Source organism: Pseudomonas sp. G7(2022) (assembly GCF_052660475.1).
Window position 1 is genome coordinate 4,376,080 of sequence record NZ_CP109659.1, and the last position, 16,324, is coordinate 4,392,403.

A 16,324-nucleotide genomic window follows, 5' to 3' on the forward strand; every position below is an offset into this window, starting at 1 on the left:
CAGGCCCCCGCCGGGCCTGCATTTCAATGTTCAGCCGAGAAGGTCACTCAGAGGAATAAAGGGCACCATCTCTCCCTGGATCAGGGTGCGCCCCTCCTGCACTTCTACCAACCCATCAGCCCAGGCGGCGCTACGCAGAACACCTGAACTCTGGTTTCGGTAGATGGTTGCGTGCCCCTGTTCCATGCGTCCCCGCAGGAACTCACGCCGATTGCCGGCCTGGGGCCAGACGAATCCAGCCGGTACTGGAAACTTGAGAGGTTCTACATCCTGCACACCCTGGCGACGCAGCAGATAGGGCTTGGTCAACAGCGCAAAGGTCACCAGGGTGGATGCCGGATTACCAGGCAGGCCGATGACCGGAACACTTCGAAAGTGACCGACAGTCAAAGGTTTCCCGGGTTTGATTGCCAGCTTCCAGAGTGTCAGCTCTCCCTCTTCCCTCAGCGCAACGCCAAGGAAATCCGCTTCCCCAACCGATACGCCTCCGGTCGACAGAATCAGATCGGCCTCCTTGAGCTCCCCAAGACGTGCGCGGGTGGTGGGCAAGTCATCCGGAAGAATCCCGGCATCCAGCACTTCACAGCCCAATCGCTGCAGCCAGCTGCACAGCACCACCCGGTTGCTGTTGTAAATCTGCCCCGGACCCAGTGCCGTTCCCGGTTCAACCAGCTCATCACCAGTGGACAATACTGCCACGCGGATCTTGCGGACCACATCAAGGCCGGCGCAGCCCAAAGACGCCGCCAACCCTTGCTCGATCGGACCGAGACGGGTTCCGGCAGACAGGATCAACTCGCCGACGGTGGTTTCCTGTCCCTGCGGACGGATGTTCTGACCGGACACCATGGGCTCGATAAACCGCACTCGTCCGTCGGACTCGATCACGGCGTTTTCCTGCATCTCGACGCAATCGGCGCCCGGCGGAACGGGTGCCCCTGTAAAGATACGGGCACAGGTGCCCGGCTCCAGCGGTTCAGGCGCCTGACCGGCAAAAATCTTCTGACTGACAGGCATCGTCTCACCGGTCCGGTCGGCCAGGTTCAGGGCATAACCGTCCATGGCACTGTTGGGCCATGGCGGCAGATCCAGTGTCGAAACCAGATCCTGTGCCAGCACCCGGCCCTCGACCTGCGCCAGTGGCAGATACTCGGATTCGACAATCCGCGAGGCGTCCGCCATTTCCAGCAGACGCGCCAATGCTTCCTCGACCGGCATCAGGCTGCCGGTCTTGCCAGGCTTACCCGCGGGATTCACAGGGAGCCGCCTGTTTCAGATGAGGGACGAAATTGCACGGGCGGTGCCGTGAATCCAGTTGCTCGGCCAGGATGCCGTCCCAACCGGTGCGTACCGCGTTGGTCGAGCCCGGCAGGCAGCAGACTAGCGTACCGTTGGCCAGCCCCGCCAATGCCCGGGATTGCACAGTGGAAGTGCCGATATCGGCCACCGAAATCTGGCGGAACAGCTCACCAAAACCATCGACTTGTTTGTCGAGCAGGCATGCAACGGCTTCCGGCGTGCTGTCTCGACCGGTAAACCCGGTGCCTCCAGTGATCAGCACCACTTGCACGACGTCTTCGGCGATCCAATGGGCGACTTGTGCACGGATTTTGTAGAGGTCATCTTTGAGCAATACCCGCTCAGCCAGGTTATGGCCGGCAGCGGTCAAACGGTCGACGAAAATCTGGCCGGAGGTATCGGTTTCCAGCGTACGGGTGTCACTGACTGTGAGTACCGCGATATTGAGCGGTGCGAAAGGTACATCAGCCTTGGCTTTCATAGGCTCGTCCAGTTGTAGGGGAAACAGCCCGGTGTTATATCACAGCGCTCCATTTTTTCGCCGAACCTGCGGAGAGTCGCCATGACTTCGAATACGCTATTGCCACCCTGCTCCGTCCTCTTGCTGGCCGGCGGACGCGGCCAGCGCATGGGCGGCCAGGACAAGGGACTCGTCGAGTGGCAGGGCGAACCGCTGATCGCTCATCTGCAGCGCAAGGTACGCCCCATGACGGATGACCTGATCATCTCCTGCAACCGCAATCATGAACGTTACGCATCTTTCGCAGATCAACTGGTGAGCGATGACGTGGAGGACTTTCCGGGGCCGCTGGCCGGTATTCGCGCAGGTTTGCGCGCTGCCCGCCACACCCACTTGCTGGTCCTGCCTTGTGATGTACCGCGAATCGACCTCCCCTTGCTCCAGGAAATGCGCGAGACCGCCAGCCTGTACCCTGAAAATCCGTTGATGCTGCGTCATGATGACCACTGGGAACCCTTGCTTTGCGTCATCCCGGTGGCGCTGCTGCCAGCGTTCGAAGACGCCTGGCACGAAGGAGAACGCAGCCCGGGCCGGCTCATGCGCAGCCTTGGCGCCCAGGCTCTGATCTGCCCGGACAACGACCCGCGACTGGCCAATCTCAATACCCCGGAACTGTTAAGCTCTCATAACACTGTGTCAGACTGACCGCATTCAAGGAACTCTCACGCCTTGCATACGTCTACAAGTTCAGTAACCAAAAGAATTCCCTTCGGAGACAAACACATGACTCAACGGACTCTCGCCACTTTCATGCTCGCACTGGGCCTGGCCACCCTCGCCGGTTGCGCTTCGCCAACGGTGATCACCTTGAATGACGGTCGCGAAATCCAGGCCGTCGACTCGCCTAAATACGACAAGGATTCGGGCTTCTACGAGTTCGAGCAACTGGACGGCAAGCAGACTCGCATCAACAAGGATCAGGTTCGCACCGTTAAAGAGCTGTAAGCGCCCCCTGACACGAAAAAGCCCGCATGATGCGGGCTTTTTCGTGGGCGGTAGAATGTTGCTCTACAGATCACCAGTCCAGAGTGATCCGGCTTTCAAATTCACGTACCTGCCCCGTGACCGGATCGATGAACCGCAAACCCTGCGCCAGAAGCTTGAGTGGTTTTGAGTAGTCATCCTCAACATCCTTGAGCACCTCGGGATAGAACGGATCATTGCAGATGCTCGCGCCCAGCGCCGTCATATGCACCCGCAACTGATGTTTTTTTCCGGTCACTGGAAACAGGCCATAGCGCCAGAGTTCGCCGTTGCGTTCTCGAACCTCCACTGCAGTCTCGGTATTACTGACGCCCGGAACCTCCTGCATGCGGAAAAAAGGCTCTCCATCAACCAGCCGGCTTTTGTGCACCAAAGGAAAGTCCAGTCCCGGAAGCGCGGCTGCAATCGCCTCATAACGCTTTTCGATTTGCCGTGTCGGGAACAATGACTGATAGGCCGAACGACTCTGGGGATTGGCCGAGAAAATCACCAAACCGGCGGTGTGCCGGTCAATTCGGTGCAGCGGCACCAGATGCGGATTGTCCAGACGGCGAATCAACCTGCGCAGTAACGTCTGCTCTACATATTCACCCGCCGGAGTCACGGGGAGAAAGTGCGGCTTGTCCGCCACGACCAGATGCTCGTCCGTATACAGAATCGACTCGATCACCGGAATCGGTTTTTCATCCGGGACTTCACGAAAATAGTGGATACGCATGCCTTCTTTGTAGGGCAAGTCCACTGCTATCGGTTGCCCCTGACCGTCCAGTACACGCCCCCGGGCAATCCTGTCGAGCCATTGCTCACGCCCGATGGCACTGAAATGATCGCAGAGACAATCGAACACCGTCCGCCAGTCACCGGGGGGCAGATAAAGCGTGCTGGCCTGATTCTGTGCGGCGGAAAATGTTGGTGCGCTGGACATACGGAAAACTCGAACCCTCAAAACAGAGCGGCATTATCCAGCACAGCACACGACGGGCCTAGCGGAATCAGGCCGGGATCGACTTGAGAGCCGCCGCTTCAGTGAATTCCTTCAACCAACGCAGCACATCGACGGCCTCCCAGCGACCCGGGTCATACAACGCGTACAGCAATCCCTGATAGCCGACCACATCCAGTTGCTTGTGGTAGCCGGCGCGCTGAAACAACGCCTCGATCTCGGCAAAGCAGGTATTGAAATGGAGCTTGTTGAACGGCGTCTTGCCTTCCGTGACCAGACCGTCCAGACGCAACTCGTGGACCGCCTCGCGCACCACGTCGACCGACATCCGGTTCACGCTGCTTTTCAACTGTTCGACATTGACCACGATTCATCCCTCTGGCGTACCGACTGCCCTGCACATTGTCCAGAGAGGACACAGCATGACCAGTCACACTCAATTACTGTATGCGCATACAGTAACCGAATAATCCGGCCAGTGCCAAGGATGGATGATCGCCGCGATGAATGGGCGCAAGAGGATCAACGCAGGAATGCCACCACCTGATCGGCGCTGAATGGCCACCCCAGTTCCGCGCCGGTATCGGTTCGTCGCAGAACCGGAATTCGCAGACTGTAGGCCTCGAACCAGGACTCATCCTCAGCGATGTCCACCAGTTCCACCAGCAGGCCATGCTCGACAAATGGCATCAACTCGGCTTCGGCGACTTCACACAGATGGCACCCCAGGGTGCCGAACAACTGGCATTCAGGAAGCATGTGCGCTGTATCCAGAAATTTGAGTGGTCATTCTAGGCCCGACCCGCAGACCCGTCGAGCGATCGGAAGCTTCAAACCTTCGAGCAGAATCATCCTCGTAAAACCCTGACGCAAATCAGCCCGGGAAAAGGCGAATTGCATGATGCTCCAGTGTTTTTTGCCTCTACGCTTGTTTAGCTCGCCACCATTGCCGGAGTGTCTTGTGTTCGCCAACCTGTTGATCATTCTCGCCTCGTCCCTGGTAGTGATTGCCCTGTTCCGACGCCTGCGTCTGCCGCCAGTGCTGGGATATCTGTGTGTGGGATTGATGGTCGGCCCGCAGGCGTTCGACTGGATCAACGAAAGCGAGCATCTGCCTGACCTTGCCGAACTGGGTGTGGTGTTTCTGTTGTTTTCCCTGGGACTGGAATTCTCCCTGTCGAAAATGATTGCCCTGCGCCAGGTGGTGTTTCGCCTGGGCAGTCAGCAAGTACTGATCAGCACGGCCTTGCTGGGAGGCGTGCTGATGCTGCTGGGCATGCCCTTCACGCCGGCGTTGTTACTTGGCGCGGGCCTTTCGTTGTCATCGACGGCCATCGTCACCAAGGAACTGGGCAGCCTCGGAGAAATCTTCAGCAGCCACGGCCAGAACGCAGTGGGCGTCCTGTTGTTTCAGGATGTGGTGGCCGTGTTGTTGCTGACACTGGTGCCCGTATTTGCCGGAAGCAGCGATCAGGCCTGGTATTGGGCATTACCCCTGACACTGATCAAGACCGTGGTGCTGTTTTTCGGTTTGCTGCTGGCCAGTCGCTGGCTGTTGCCGCGCTTGTTCCAGGAAGTGGCGGCATCACGTTCGGCCGAGCTGTTTGTGCTGTTGGCGCTGGTGATCGTATTGCTCACGGCATGGCTGACTCACCTGCTCGGTCTGTCGCCAGCCCTCGGCGCGTTCCTCGCTGGCATGCTGCTGGGGGAGAGTCATTACCGGCACCAGATCGAAGCCGATCTCCGGCCGTTCCGCGACATCCTGCTCGGCCTGTTCTTCGTCAGCATCGGCATGCTGATCGACCTGCAACTGTTCGCCAGCCACAGTCTGCTGATTCTCGCCATGACTCTGGGTCTGCTGGTGATCAAGGGCTCAGTGGTGGCGCTGCTGGTGAAATGGCGTGGCAACGACAATGAAACCGCCTGGCGCAGCGGCCTGGCACTGGCTCAGGGAGGCGAGTTCTGTTTCGCCCTGATGGCGCAGATGCAGCAGAATCAACTGATGCCCGCCGACCTCGGTGCCCTTCTGCTGGCCGCGACATTTTGCTCGATGCTGCTGACGCCGCTGATGCTCCGCGCTGCACCGCGCATCGCCGCCGCACTGCACCGCAAACCCAATCAGGAAGCACAGATCGAGGAAATCAGCGCCCTTAATGCCGGCCTCGACCAGCATGTGGTGATCTGCGGTTACGGCCGTGTCGGTCAGTCGATCGGACGCTTCATGCGCAATGCCGGGCAGCCTTATGTCGCGCTGGACAATGACCCGGTGCGCATACAGGAAGCGGCAACCGTCGAACGAGACGTGCATTACGGCGACTCCTCCCGCGCCGACCTGCTGACCGCGGTCGGCTTGCTCCGCGCCAGATTGCTGGTGATTGCCGTGGATCAGAGCGATGTCGCCTTGCGGGTGCTCAAGGAAGCCCGGCGACTCAACCCGAAAGTGCCGATTCTGGTACGCACCCGCGATGACAGCCAGTGGGCCGAACTGAAAGCCGCCGGCGCCAGCGAAGTGGTGCCGGAGTTGTTGGAATCAAGCCTGATGCTTGCCTCTCATGCCTTGATTCTGCTTGGTCTGCCGGCACACCAGGTGCAGGAGAAAGTCGATCGGGTGCGCATCGACCGCTATCGCCTGCTGCATGGTTTTTACCCGGGTGCCGAAGATGAAGAGATCTAGTCCTGGCTCACCGCGCCGATCTTGTGCAGCGAAAGATCAGCGCCGTAATACTCCTGCTCCTGGCTGAGGCGCAGACCATGCATCGCCTTGATCGAACCATACACGGCGAAACCGCCGACCAGCGCGACCAGCACGCCCAACGCCGTGCCGATCAACTGGCTGATCAGGCTGACGCCGCCAAGCCCGCCCAACGCGGTCGAGCCGAAGATCCCGCAGGCGATGCCACCCCACACGCCACACAAGCCGTGCAACGGCCAGACACCCAGCACGTCGTCGATCCGCCATTTGACCTGCGCCGCCGTGAAGCACCAGACAAACAGGGCGCCAGCAATCACACCGGTCACCAGCGCGCCCACCGGATGCATCAGGTCAGAGCCGGCACACACCGCCACCAGACCGGCCAACGGGCCGTTGTGCAGAAAGCCCGGGTCATTGCGCCCGACGATCAGCGCCGCCACCGTGCCGCCCACCATCGCCATCAACGAATTGACCGCCACCAGCCCGCTAACGCCTTGCAGGGTTTGCGCGCTCATCACGTTGAAGCCGAACCAGCCGACAATCAGGATCCACGAGCCCAGCGCCAGAAACGGAATGCTCGAAGGCGCGAAGGCCACCAACCGGCCATCGCGATAGCGGCCGTTGCGCGGGCCCAGCAACAGCACCGCCGCCAGCGCCAGCCAGCCGCCCATGGCGTGAACCACCACGGAGCCGGCGAAATCATGAAACGCGGCGCCGAATCGCGCGGCCAGCCAGGCTTGCAGACCATAGTTGCCGTTCCAGATCATCCCCTCGAAAAACGGATAGATGAATGCAACGATCAGCGCCGTCGCGCACAACTGCGGAACGAACCGTGCCCGCTCGGCAATGCCGCCGGAAATGATTGCCGGAATCGCCGCGGCGAACGTCAGCAGGAAGAAAAACTTCACCAACCCGTAACCATGATCGGCGCTGAGCACCGCCGCCGGTTGCAGGAACGTCACCCCGTACGAAATCCAATAGCCTATAAAGAAATAGGCCAGCGTCGACACTGCGAAGTCGCTGAGAATCTTCGACAGGGCGTTGACCTGATTCTTCTGTCGAACCGTTCCGACCTCCAGAAAGGCGAAACCGGCGTGCATGGCCAGCACCATGACCGCGCCGATAAGAATGAACAACGTGTTGGAACTGTGAACGAGCGTATCCACCGCGCTTTGCAGATTTTCCATGAAGAGGCAGACCCAAGGCTGAAAAAGGCACCAAATCGGTTCATGCAGACATTTCATGCACCAAGTTGCGACCGCGCAGTCACGAACCCAAGGGGCCGCTGAACCGCTTTGGCGCACGAGGTCGATGTCCTGAGCTGAACCCGTATCATCCGGGCTATGATTTCCCGGTGTCGCGCCCGGCAACAGCGCACTGATGCCGTATGACGCACCACGACACAGCAAAAGATGTACCAGTCATTTGTACTGAACCTTCACGCAAGGCTCATACTCGAAAGTTTCAGAAGCCGCTTCAGACCGCCACTTACGGAGATCCCCAATGGCCAGCACCAAGGCAAAGACTGCTCAAGAAATCCTGATGAACGACTTCCAGACCCTGGTCAGCGACACCGAACGGTTGCTGGAACACACCGCCACGCTGGCCGGTGACCAGGCTGATGAGTTGCGTGAACAGATCCATGAAAGTCTGCTGCGCGCGCGGGAAACCCTGAAGCTGACCGAAGACACCCTGCGCCAGCGTGGAAAGGCTGCGGTCACCGCCACTGAAGATTACGTGTCGGCCAATCCATGGCAATCGGTGGGCATCGCCGCCGGGGTAGGCTTTCTGATCGGCCTGCTGGCCACGCGGCGCTGATCATGTCGATCGGTGAATCGGGCCCGACTGCGGGCACTGCCTCTTCCACACGGCGCCTGGGTGCAGCCGTACTCGGTCTTTTGCACAGTCACGTCGAATTGTTCGGCATCGAGCTGCAGGAACAGAAGGCACGAACCGTCAGCCTGTTGCTGTTCGCCGGCCTGGCGCTGGTGTTTGCACTGCTGTTGCTGGTGGGCCTGTCGACCCTCGTCCTGATCGTGTTCTGGGACACGTATCGACTCGCCGCCATCATCGGCCTGTGTGTGTTCTACACCCTGGCAGCGATCTTCTGCGGGCTGCGTCTGAAGGCTGCGATCTTCGATGAATCCTCGCCCTTCCACGGCACCCTGGAAGAGCTGGCCAACGACCGGGAGCGCCTGCTGCCATGAGCCTGCCTGAACTTCCGCACAACAGCTCACGCCGGGAAATGCGCAAGGCCCTGATCCGCCTGCGCATGGAGATGCATCGTCAGGAAATCCGCCACGAAACCGGCCAGGTGCTGCAGCCCCTGCATCGCATGCGTGGCATGACGCAAAACCTGCAGGACGGTTTCGGCATCAAGCACGCGCCTTTATGGGGCGTGGCGGCGGTGACGCTGCTGGGCTTTCTCACCGGCAAGGGTGCGAAAAGCGGTGGCGTCGGCGGTCTGAGTCGGTTGATCCGCCTCGGCACCAGCCTTGCGCCGCTGATCAAACTGGTGATGCAGAACTCGGGCAAACGCTGAGCTCCACATCTGGCTGCATTCTTGCACTGCTGGCGGGATTGAATCTCTTCACCCGGAGATTCAATCCCGTTCGCCTTTCTGGCGGGCAGGACTCGACCAGAACAACAATGACCAAGGAGGCCCCGTGATCGACGGGCAACCGCTCGCCTGCTTTCAGCCTTTCATCGATACCGCTACCGGACGCATTGCAGGCGTCGAGGCATTGGGTCGATTGCGCCAGACGCACGGGCAACTGACATCGGTCGGGCCGCTGTTCGCCGACCCGCGAACCCCCGCTACCGCTTTGCGCCGCCTAGACCGGCAGATTCGTGACAATGCGTTGAGCCGATTTCACGAAGCACCGCCGGACTGGTTTCTCAGCCTCAACATGTCTCCGCGCTGGATCAGCCGCTTGCGCGCAGACCAGGCGCTGCCCAGTCTCAAACAACTCGCCCGGCATGGCGTCGATCCGCAGCGGATTGTCTTCGAGATCACCGAGCTGGGCGGCAACAGTCAGCGCCTGTCCGAAGTGGTCGCGCGCTATCGGGATGCCGGGGCGCGGATCGCTATCGACGATTTCGGCGCCGGGTATTCACAGCTCGATCGCGTGCTGGCGTTGCAGCCGGACATCCTCAAGCTCGACATGCGTCTGTTTCAGGCCGCAGCTCTCGGCGGACCCAGCAGCGATGTGGTCAAGGCACTGGCGCAGATGGCGGAAAAGACCGGTTGCCGGATCATCGCCGAAGGCGTGGAGACCGCAGCGCAGCTGAATTTCGCGCTGGAATGTGGTTCACGCTATGTGCAGGGTTTTCTGTTCGCCCGGGCACAGGAGGCATTTTTCGCGACGGACGCTTTCGTCCAGCGCTTCGCCGAACTGCGCCAGGCCTATGTAAAGCAAAAACTCGTCGAGCGCGGCAAGTTGATGACCATGCGTCAACAGCTCAGCGAATTGATGACGATCCTGCAGACCTGGGCCCAGACCCATGCACCGCTCAGTGCGTTGCCGCAACTGGATGCCTTTCCGTGGTTGCTGCGGTTTTATCAGTGCGATCGCCAGGGCACGCAACTGACACCGAATCTGGAATGGCGCCAAAGTGGTTGGGTCGCCGACAACCGTTATCTGGGCCACAACTGGTCCTGGCGCCCCTACTTCTACCATCTTCTGGCCGAAGGCTGGGAAGAACGCCGGCTGACGCTTTCCAACACCTACCGCGATGCCACCAGCAACCAGTACTGCCTGACCGCCGGACAGTTTTTCGACAATGGCGAGCGCCTGCTGTTGATCGACATCGACGCCGCCGGGTTGTAGTTGCGCTTGCAGACACTCGCCCGAACCGGGAAGCTAGGGCACCAGTCACCCGACGGAGAGAATCAGCCTTGGATTGGCAAACCCTGCTCAACCGCGAACGTCTCGGCAAGCCGCTGCACAGCCCGCAGGAACTCGGCCGCAGCCCGTTCCACAAAGATCATGACCGCATCATTTTCTCCGGCGCCTTTCGCCGCCTGGGCCGCAAGACTCAGGTGCATCCCGTGTCGAGCAACGACCACATCCACACACGCCTGACCCACTCGCTGGAAGTCAGTTGCGTCGGTCGTTCATTGGGCATGCGCGTCGGTGAAACCCTGCGTCGCGCACTGCCCGAATGGTGCGAACCGAGCGACCTGGGCATGGTCGTGCAGTCCGCCTGCCTGGCCCATGACATCGGCAATCCGCCTTTCGGCCATTCCGGCGAAGACGCCATTCGCCATTGGTTCCAGCAGGCCGCCGGACGCGGCTGGCTGGATGCGATGAGTGATGCCGAGCGCGGGGACTTCCTGAATTTCGAAGGCAATGCCCAAGGGTTCCGGGTTCTCACGCAACTGGAATATCACCAGTTCGACGGGGGCACCCGGTTGACCTACGCGACCCTCGGCACTTACCTCAAGTACCCGTGGACCGCCCGTCACGCCGACTCTCTGGGTTACAAGAAACACAAGTTCGGCTGCTATCAGAGCGAGCTGCCTCTGCTGGAGCAAATAGCCCACAAGCTCGGCCTGCCGCAACTTGAGGAGCAACGCTGGGCCCGTCATCCGCTGGTCTATCTGATGGAGGCGGCGGACGATATCTGCTATGCGCTGATCGATCTGGAAGATGGCCTGGAGATGGAGTTGCTGGAATACGCCGAGGTCGAGTCGCTGCTGCTCGGTCTGGTCGGCGATGATCTGCCGGAAACCTATCGGCAACTGGGTCCGCTGGATTCACGCCGGCGCAAACTGGCGATCCTGCGGGGCAAGGCCATCGAGCACCTGACCAACGCCGCCGCCCGGGCCTTCGTCGAGCAACAGGACGCACTGCTGGCCGGGACGCTGCATGGTGATCTTGTGGAGCACATGCATGGTCCGGCCAAACGTTGCGTGCTGAATGCCAAGGACATCGCCCGAAAGAAAATCTTTCAGGACAAACGCAAGACCCTGCATGAGATCGGTGCCTACACAACACTGGAAATTCTGCTCAACGCGTTTTGCGGCGCCGCCCTGGAACAGCACAACGGCCGTACACCGTCCTTCAAGAGCCGCAGGATTCTCGATTTGCTGGGCAACAACGCACCAGATCCACACGGCCCGTTGCACGCATCGTTCCTGCGCATGATCGACTTCATCGCCGGCATGACCGACAGCTACGCCAGTGACATGGCTCTGGAAATGACGGGGCGTTCCAGTCATTGAGTCGCTGCCCGACCGTTCAAAGCCTTGACCGGTCGGGCGCGAATTGCGGGAGCGCAACAAGCTTCCTGCTTCAAGTTGACAGTTGCGCTCTATGTCGCCGTCAAAACCCGAAACAACAATCCACGGATGGACGACAAACATTAAACAAGCTGCTTCTTCAAAATGGCACTGTCTTGCAATATGAAAGCCGAACTTGAAACCCTACTCTCTACCTAAGCCAAAACTAGTTCACGCGTAGTCTTATTCCTCTTTACTTGTAGGAACAATCCTAGATTGCCACTGAAGCACTGGGGCTTCATGCGACCGCTCATCCAACTGAGCTAAGGTGCGCCCTTTATTCGCGCCCGCATGGAACTTTATATGAACTCCGTTTTTATCGTCGACGATCATCCCGTTATTCGTCTTGCCGTTCGAATGTTGTTGGAACATGAAGGTTACAAAGTCGTCGGTGAAACCGATAACGGGGTCGATGCCATGCAAATGGTTCGTGAATGCGCCCCCGACCTGATCATTCTCGACATCAGCATTCCGAAGCTGGACGGTCTGGAAGTTCTGGCCCGTTTCAATGCCATGAGCTCTCCGTTCAAGACACTGATACTGACCGCGCAGTGCCCCACACTGTTCGGCATTCGCTGCATGCAGTCCGGCGCATCGGGTTATGTGTGCAAGCAGGAAGACCTGAGTGAACTGGTCAGCGCCATCAAGGCTGTTCTTTCCGGTTACAACTACTTCCCCAGTCAGGCCCTGAACCCGGTGCGCAGCGATGATGTGCGCTACACGGAGCTGGAACTGTTCAAAGCCGTTAATGACCGGGAATTAATGGTATTGCAACTATTTGCCCAAGGTCGCACTAACAAGGAAATCGCCAAAGGCATGTTCCTCAGCAACAAGACCGTCAGCACTTATAAAAAACGGCTGATGCAGAAACTCAAGGCCAAGTCCCTTGTAGAACTTATCGAAATGGCCAAACGTAACGCACTCGTGTGAGAGCCAACATGCCCAGCCGTCTAAAGAACTGTCTGATTGTAGTGAGTGCATGTCTGGGGCTAATCACGCCTGCAAGCGCCATGTCCGTCACTTCACAAGACCTGACCCTGATCAGCCGTGCGACCGAAAGGCTGCTGCCGGACGTGCTTGAACCTTCGCAACGAGGCTGGTTGCACAAGCGCAACGAGTTGATTCTGGGCACATCCGCTCCGGACTATCCGCCTTTTGACATGACCTCCAGCGGCCGCGACTACGAAGGTTTCACGGCCGATTACGCAGGCCTGGTCGGCCAGGCAACCGGTCTGCCTGTCAGGGTAAAGCGTTTTGCCACACGAGATGCCGCGATACAGGCACTGATCGATGGCAGCATCGACATGCTCGGGACGTCCAATGGGCTGGAAGCGGAAAACGCCAGCCTCGTCCTGTCCAGACCCTACGCCATCGATCAACCGGTACTGGTGACCCGCGAAGGCGAAACCCGCTCACTGAGCGAGGGACTGGCCGGTCTGCGGCTGAGCATGCTGTATCACTATCTGCCGCTGGACGAGGTCAAGGCCTTGTACCCCAAAGCCCTTATCACGGCCTACCCGTCGTACCAGAATGCAATCAACGCAGTGGCATTCGATCAGGCCGATGTGTTTCTCGGCGACACCATTTCCACTCACTACATGATCAGCAAGGGATACCTGAACAACATCCGCATGGCCAACTTCGGCAAGCACGAAGCCCATGGTTTCAGTTTTGCCGTGCGTCGCGACAACCCTCAATTGCTGGGCATCATCGATGCCGTGCTCAAGGCCGTCCCGGCCAGCGAGCGGGAAAACATCGCCAAACGCTGGAGCGCCGGCAGCGACACCTTGCTGACTGACCAGAAACTGCAACTGACCCACCGTGAAGAACAATGGTTGAAAAGACATCCGGTGGTAAGCGTGGTCGTCAACGAGGCCTTCGCCCCCCTGACGTTCTTCGACACCGACGGCAATTTTCGCGGCATCAGCGCCGACCTGTTCGAACTCATCCGCCTGCGCACCGGGCTGCGCTTCGAAGTCCACCGCAGCCGCAGTGACGCCGAGATGATCAAACAGATCGAAAATCATCAGGTCGACCTGATCGCCGCCCTGCTGCCCACGCCCCAACGGGAGGAAACCCTCAGGTTCAGTCGTCCTTACCTTGAAAACTCCTACGTCCTGCTGACCCGCAAAGCTGCCGACAGCCCGACGCATCTCGGGCAGCTCAAGCGCAAGCGCCTTGCCATAGCCCAGGGCAATCCGATGATCGGCTACTTGCGCCGCGAGTTTCCGCGCATCCAGTTGATCGAAACGCCGGACACCTTCAGTGCGGTGGCATTGCTCGACGAAGGCCAGGTCGACGGGGCGGTGAACTCGCTGGTGATCGCCAACTATTTCATCGCCTCACACATTTTCGAACAGCCACTGCAGATCACCACCACCATCGGCACGAGTCAGGCGGCATTTTCCGTCGCAACAGCCCGTGACAACCCGGAGCTGAGTTCGATCATCGACAAGACGTTGATGAGCATCACGCCCGAGGAACTGGGCATCATCAATGGTCGCTGGCGCGGCTATTCAAGTCTTTCCCAGGGCGCCTGGCACCAGTATCGGCGTCTGTTCTACCAGGTCATCGGCGGAGCCGGCCTGCTCCTGCTGCTGTCACTGCTGTGGAATGCCTACATGCGCCGCCAGATCAGGCAGCGCAAAGCAGCCGAACGCGCCCTGAACGATCAACTGGAGTTCATGCGCTCCTTGCTCAACGGTACGCCACACCCGATCTACGTACGTGATCGACAGGGACTGCTGCAAAGCTGCAACGACAGTTACCTCGAAGCCTTCAATGCCCGGCGCGAGGACGTCATTGGCAAAAGCGTCATGGAGGGCGCACTGAACAACGCCTTCGAAGCACGGGTCTTTCAGGCCGATTACCAGCGAGTGGTGAGTGAGGGCAAGCCGCTCGTGCTCGACCGGCCCCTGCACATCGGTAACCGGCGCCTGACGATCTACCACTGGATCCTGCCGTACCGCGACTCCAGCGGTGAAGTTCAGGGCATCATCGGCGGCTGGATCGACATCAGCGAGCGACATGAACTGTTCGACGAACTTCGCGCCGCCAAGGAACGGGCGGATGAAGCCAACCGGGCCAAGAGTACGTTCCTGGCGACCATGAGCCACGAAATCCGCACGCCGATGAACGCGGTGATCGGCATGCTCGAACTGACCCTCAAACGCCTGGACAAGACACATCCGGACCGCTCCAGCATCGAAACCGCCTACAGTTCGGCCAAGGACCTGCTGGGGCTGATCGGCGACATTCTGGATATCGCCAGAATCGAATCCGGGCGCCTGAGCCTGAGCCCCGAGCGGGTCAACCTCGTTGCAACCATCGGCTCGGTGATCAGGATATTCGAAGGCCTGGCTCGCCAGAAGCATCTGAGCCTGGTGCTGAACCTCTCCCCTCCCGAACTGGACGTCGACGTGCATCTGGATCCGCTGCGCTTCAAGCAGGTGTTGTCGAACCTGATCAGCAATGCGATCAAGTTCACCGAACAAGGGCAAGTGAGGATCACGCTGGAGCTTGTGGCCGGCGAGCCCCCTGAATGTTCACGGGTGCAGTTGACCGTACAGGACAGCGGTATCGGTATCACTGCCGAGGATCAACGGCGTCTCTTCGAGCCTTTCGCCCAGGCTCGCCATGGAAAGTGCCGGGCAATCAGTGGTGCCGGCCTGGGGCTGGTCATCAGTCGCAACCTCTGCGAAATGATGGGCGGAACATTGCAACTGAGCAGCCAGTCGGGGATCGGCACACAGGTGAGTGTGTCGTTGCCACTGACAATCCTGCCCGCCGAAGTGACGAACCCGAAACAGGAACCGCAGATCGAGACCGCCCTGACGCCACTCAATGTTCTGGTGGTCGACGATCATCCAGCCAATCGCCTGCTGATGTGCCAGCAACTGGAGTACCTCGGCCATCGCTTCAGCATCGCCGAAGAGGGGCGCAGCGCACTGGAATTATGGAAAGACAACGAATTCGACCTGGTCATTGCCGATTGCAACATGCCTGTCATGAACGGCTACGAACTGACCCGTGCGATCCGCCGTCACGAAAGGCTCACGCAGCGTCCGGCCTGCGCGGTGCTCGGGTTTACCGCCAATGCCCAGCCGGAAGAGATCCTTCGCTGCAGACAGGCCGGCATGAATGAGTGCCTGTTCAAACCCCTGAGCCTGAGCGTCTTGAGCCAGTGGGTCGACAGCGTACGGCCACTGTTCCGCACACCCGCGTTCAACCTGCAGGGAATGCACTCGCTGACGGGTGGAAACCCGGCACAGGTCCGGCGACTGCTGACCGAACTGCTCAACAGCAGTCGCCTGGACCGCCAGGACCTGCAAGCCCTGTCCCGAGGAGGAAACCACCAGGCACTGGCCGAGATTGCGCACAGGATCAAAGGCGCCGCACGCATTGCTCAGGCCACCCGCCTGATCGACAGTTGCGATGCACTTGAACAGGCCTGTCTGCAGACATTGCCGCAGAGCGAGATCGCACGCCGTTGCGAAGACAGCCATGACGCCATCCTCGAACTGGAAAATGCGTTGGAGAAAGCACTTGAGCAACGACAGATGACATCCGACCAGAGCAGAGTGAGCGGGCCTTAACTATGCT

At 59.5% G+C, this 16,324-nt stretch carries 16 protein-coding genes; 10 read left to right on the forward strand and 6 right to left on the reverse strand.

Annotation, left to right across the window (positions count from 1 at the left end; genetic code table 11):
* Nucleotides 1–30 precede the first annotated feature (30 nt).
* Together NE357_RS19865 and moaB are read right to left on the reverse strand one after the other, a co-directional pair.
* Nucleotides 31–1,257: a molybdopterin molybdotransferase MoeA gene (locus tag NE357_RS19865; protein WP_169431296.1), complete on the reverse strand. Its 1,227-nt coding sequence runs from the start codon at nt 1,255–1,257 to the stop codon at nt 31–33.
* Nucleotides 1,241–1,780, reverse strand: a complete 540-nt coding sequence (gene moaB, locus NE357_RS19870; RefSeq protein WP_169431297.1) for a molybdenum cofactor biosynthesis protein B — start codon at nt 1,778–1,780, stop codon at nt 1,241–1,243. Before moaB ends, NE357_RS19865 begins: the two co-directional genes overlap by 17 nt.
* Before the next feature lie 81 nt (nt 1,781–1,861).
* On the opposite strand from moaB, the gene mobA reads away from it, so the two are divergent.
* Entirely contained in the window at nt 1,862–2,464 is a 603-nt protein-coding gene (gene mobA, locus NE357_RS19875) for a molybdenum cofactor guanylyltransferase MobA (RefSeq protein WP_169431298.1), read from the forward strand.
* Nucleotides 2,465–2,542: 78 nt separating this feature from the next.
* Entirely contained in the window at nt 2,543–2,764 is a 222-nt protein-coding gene (locus NE357_RS19880) for a YgdI/YgdR family lipoprotein (protein ID WP_085710733.1), read from the forward strand.
* 70 nt (nt 2,765–2,834) lie between these two features.
* On the opposite strand, the gene NE357_RS19885 is transcribed toward NE357_RS19880, so the two are convergent.
* The 3 genes from NE357_RS19885 to NE357_RS19895 all read right to left on the reverse strand — a co-directional run bounded on the left by NE357_RS19885 (nt 2,835) and on the right by NE357_RS19895 (nt 4,505).
* Nucleotides 2,835–3,728 (reverse strand): pseudouridine synthase, encoded by an 894-nt coding sequence (locus NE357_RS19885; RefSeq protein ID WP_169431299.1) that lies wholly within the window; start codon nt 3,726–3,728, stop codon nt 2,835–2,837.
* Nucleotides 3,729–3,795: 67 nt separating this feature from the next.
* Nucleotides 3,796–4,113: a transcriptional regulator gene (locus NE357_RS19890; protein ID WP_085730606.1), complete on the reverse strand. Its 318-nt coding sequence runs from the start codon at nt 4,111–4,113 to the stop codon at nt 3,796–3,798.
* 155 nt (nt 4,114–4,268) lie between these two features.
* Nucleotides 4,269–4,505 (reverse strand): glutaredoxin family protein, encoded by a 237-nt coding sequence (locus tag NE357_RS19895; protein WP_169431300.1) that lies wholly within the window; start codon nt 4,503–4,505, stop codon nt 4,269–4,271.
* A gap of 202 nt (nt 4,506–4,707) precedes the next feature.
* On the opposite strand from NE357_RS19895, the gene NE357_RS19900 reads away from it, so the two are divergent.
* On the forward strand, nt 4,708–6,420 hold the full coding sequence (locus NE357_RS19900) for a cation:proton antiporter (protein ID WP_169431301.1): 1,713 nt from the start codon (nt 4,708–4,710) through the stop codon (nt 6,418–6,420).
* Here NE357_RS19900 and NE357_RS19905 read toward each other — a convergent pair.
* Nucleotides 6,417–7,625 (reverse strand): ammonium transporter, encoded by a 1,209-nt coding sequence (locus tag NE357_RS19905; RefSeq protein ID WP_169431302.1) that lies wholly within the window; start codon nt 7,623–7,625, stop codon nt 6,417–6,419. The two genes, NE357_RS19900 and NE357_RS19905, sit on opposite strands and share 4 nt — an antisense overlap.
* 316 nt (nt 7,626–7,941) lie before the next feature.
* Between NE357_RS19905 and NE357_RS19910 the strand changes: the two genes are divergently transcribed.
* The 7 genes from NE357_RS19910 (at nt 7,942) to NE357_RS19940 (ending at nt 16,317) form a co-directional block, all read left to right on the forward strand.
* Nucleotides 7,942–8,256 carry a DUF883 family protein gene (locus NE357_RS19910; protein ID WP_169431303.1) on the forward strand — a complete coding sequence of 105 codons (315 nt, stop codon included), beginning with the start codon at nt 7,942–7,944 and terminating at the stop codon, nt 8,254–8,256.
* A gap of 2 nt (nt 8,257–8,258) precedes the next feature.
* Nucleotides 8,259–8,645, forward strand: coding sequence for a phage holin family protein (locus NE357_RS19915; protein WP_065257074.1), 387 nt, complete (start codon nt 8,259–8,261; stop codon nt 8,643–8,645).
* Nucleotides 8,642–8,980: a hypothetical protein gene (locus NE357_RS19920; protein WP_169431304.1), complete on the forward strand. Its 339-nt coding sequence runs from the start codon at nt 8,642–8,644 to the stop codon at nt 8,978–8,980. The genes NE357_RS19915 and NE357_RS19920 overlap by 4 nt, the downstream gene beginning before the upstream one ends.
* Before the next feature lie 124 nt (nt 8,981–9,104).
* The gene (locus NE357_RS19925) at nt 9,105–10,268 is read left to right on the forward strand and encodes an EAL domain-containing protein (protein ID WP_169431305.1); all 1,164 of its coding nucleotides are present in this window, start codon (nt 9,105–9,107) and stop codon (nt 10,266–10,268) included.
* 68 nt (nt 10,269–10,336) lie between these two features.
* The gene (locus tag NE357_RS19930; RefSeq protein WP_169431306.1) at nt 10,337–11,665 is read left to right on the forward strand and encodes a deoxyguanosinetriphosphate triphosphohydrolase; all 1,329 of its coding nucleotides are present in this window, start codon (nt 10,337–10,339) and stop codon (nt 11,663–11,665) included.
* 360 nt (nt 11,666–12,025) lie between these two features.
* On the forward strand, nt 12,026–12,652 hold the full coding sequence (locus tag NE357_RS19935) for a response regulator transcription factor (protein WP_169431307.1): 627 nt from the start codon (nt 12,026–12,028) through the stop codon (nt 12,650–12,652).
* Nucleotides 12,653–12,660: 8 nt separating this feature from the next.
* A complete protein-coding gene (locus NE357_RS19940) occupies nt 12,661–16,317 on the forward strand; it encodes a transporter substrate-binding domain-containing protein (protein ID WP_169431308.1) in 3,657 nt (1,218 codons plus the stop codon).
* Nucleotides 16,318–16,324: the final 7 nt, after the last annotated feature.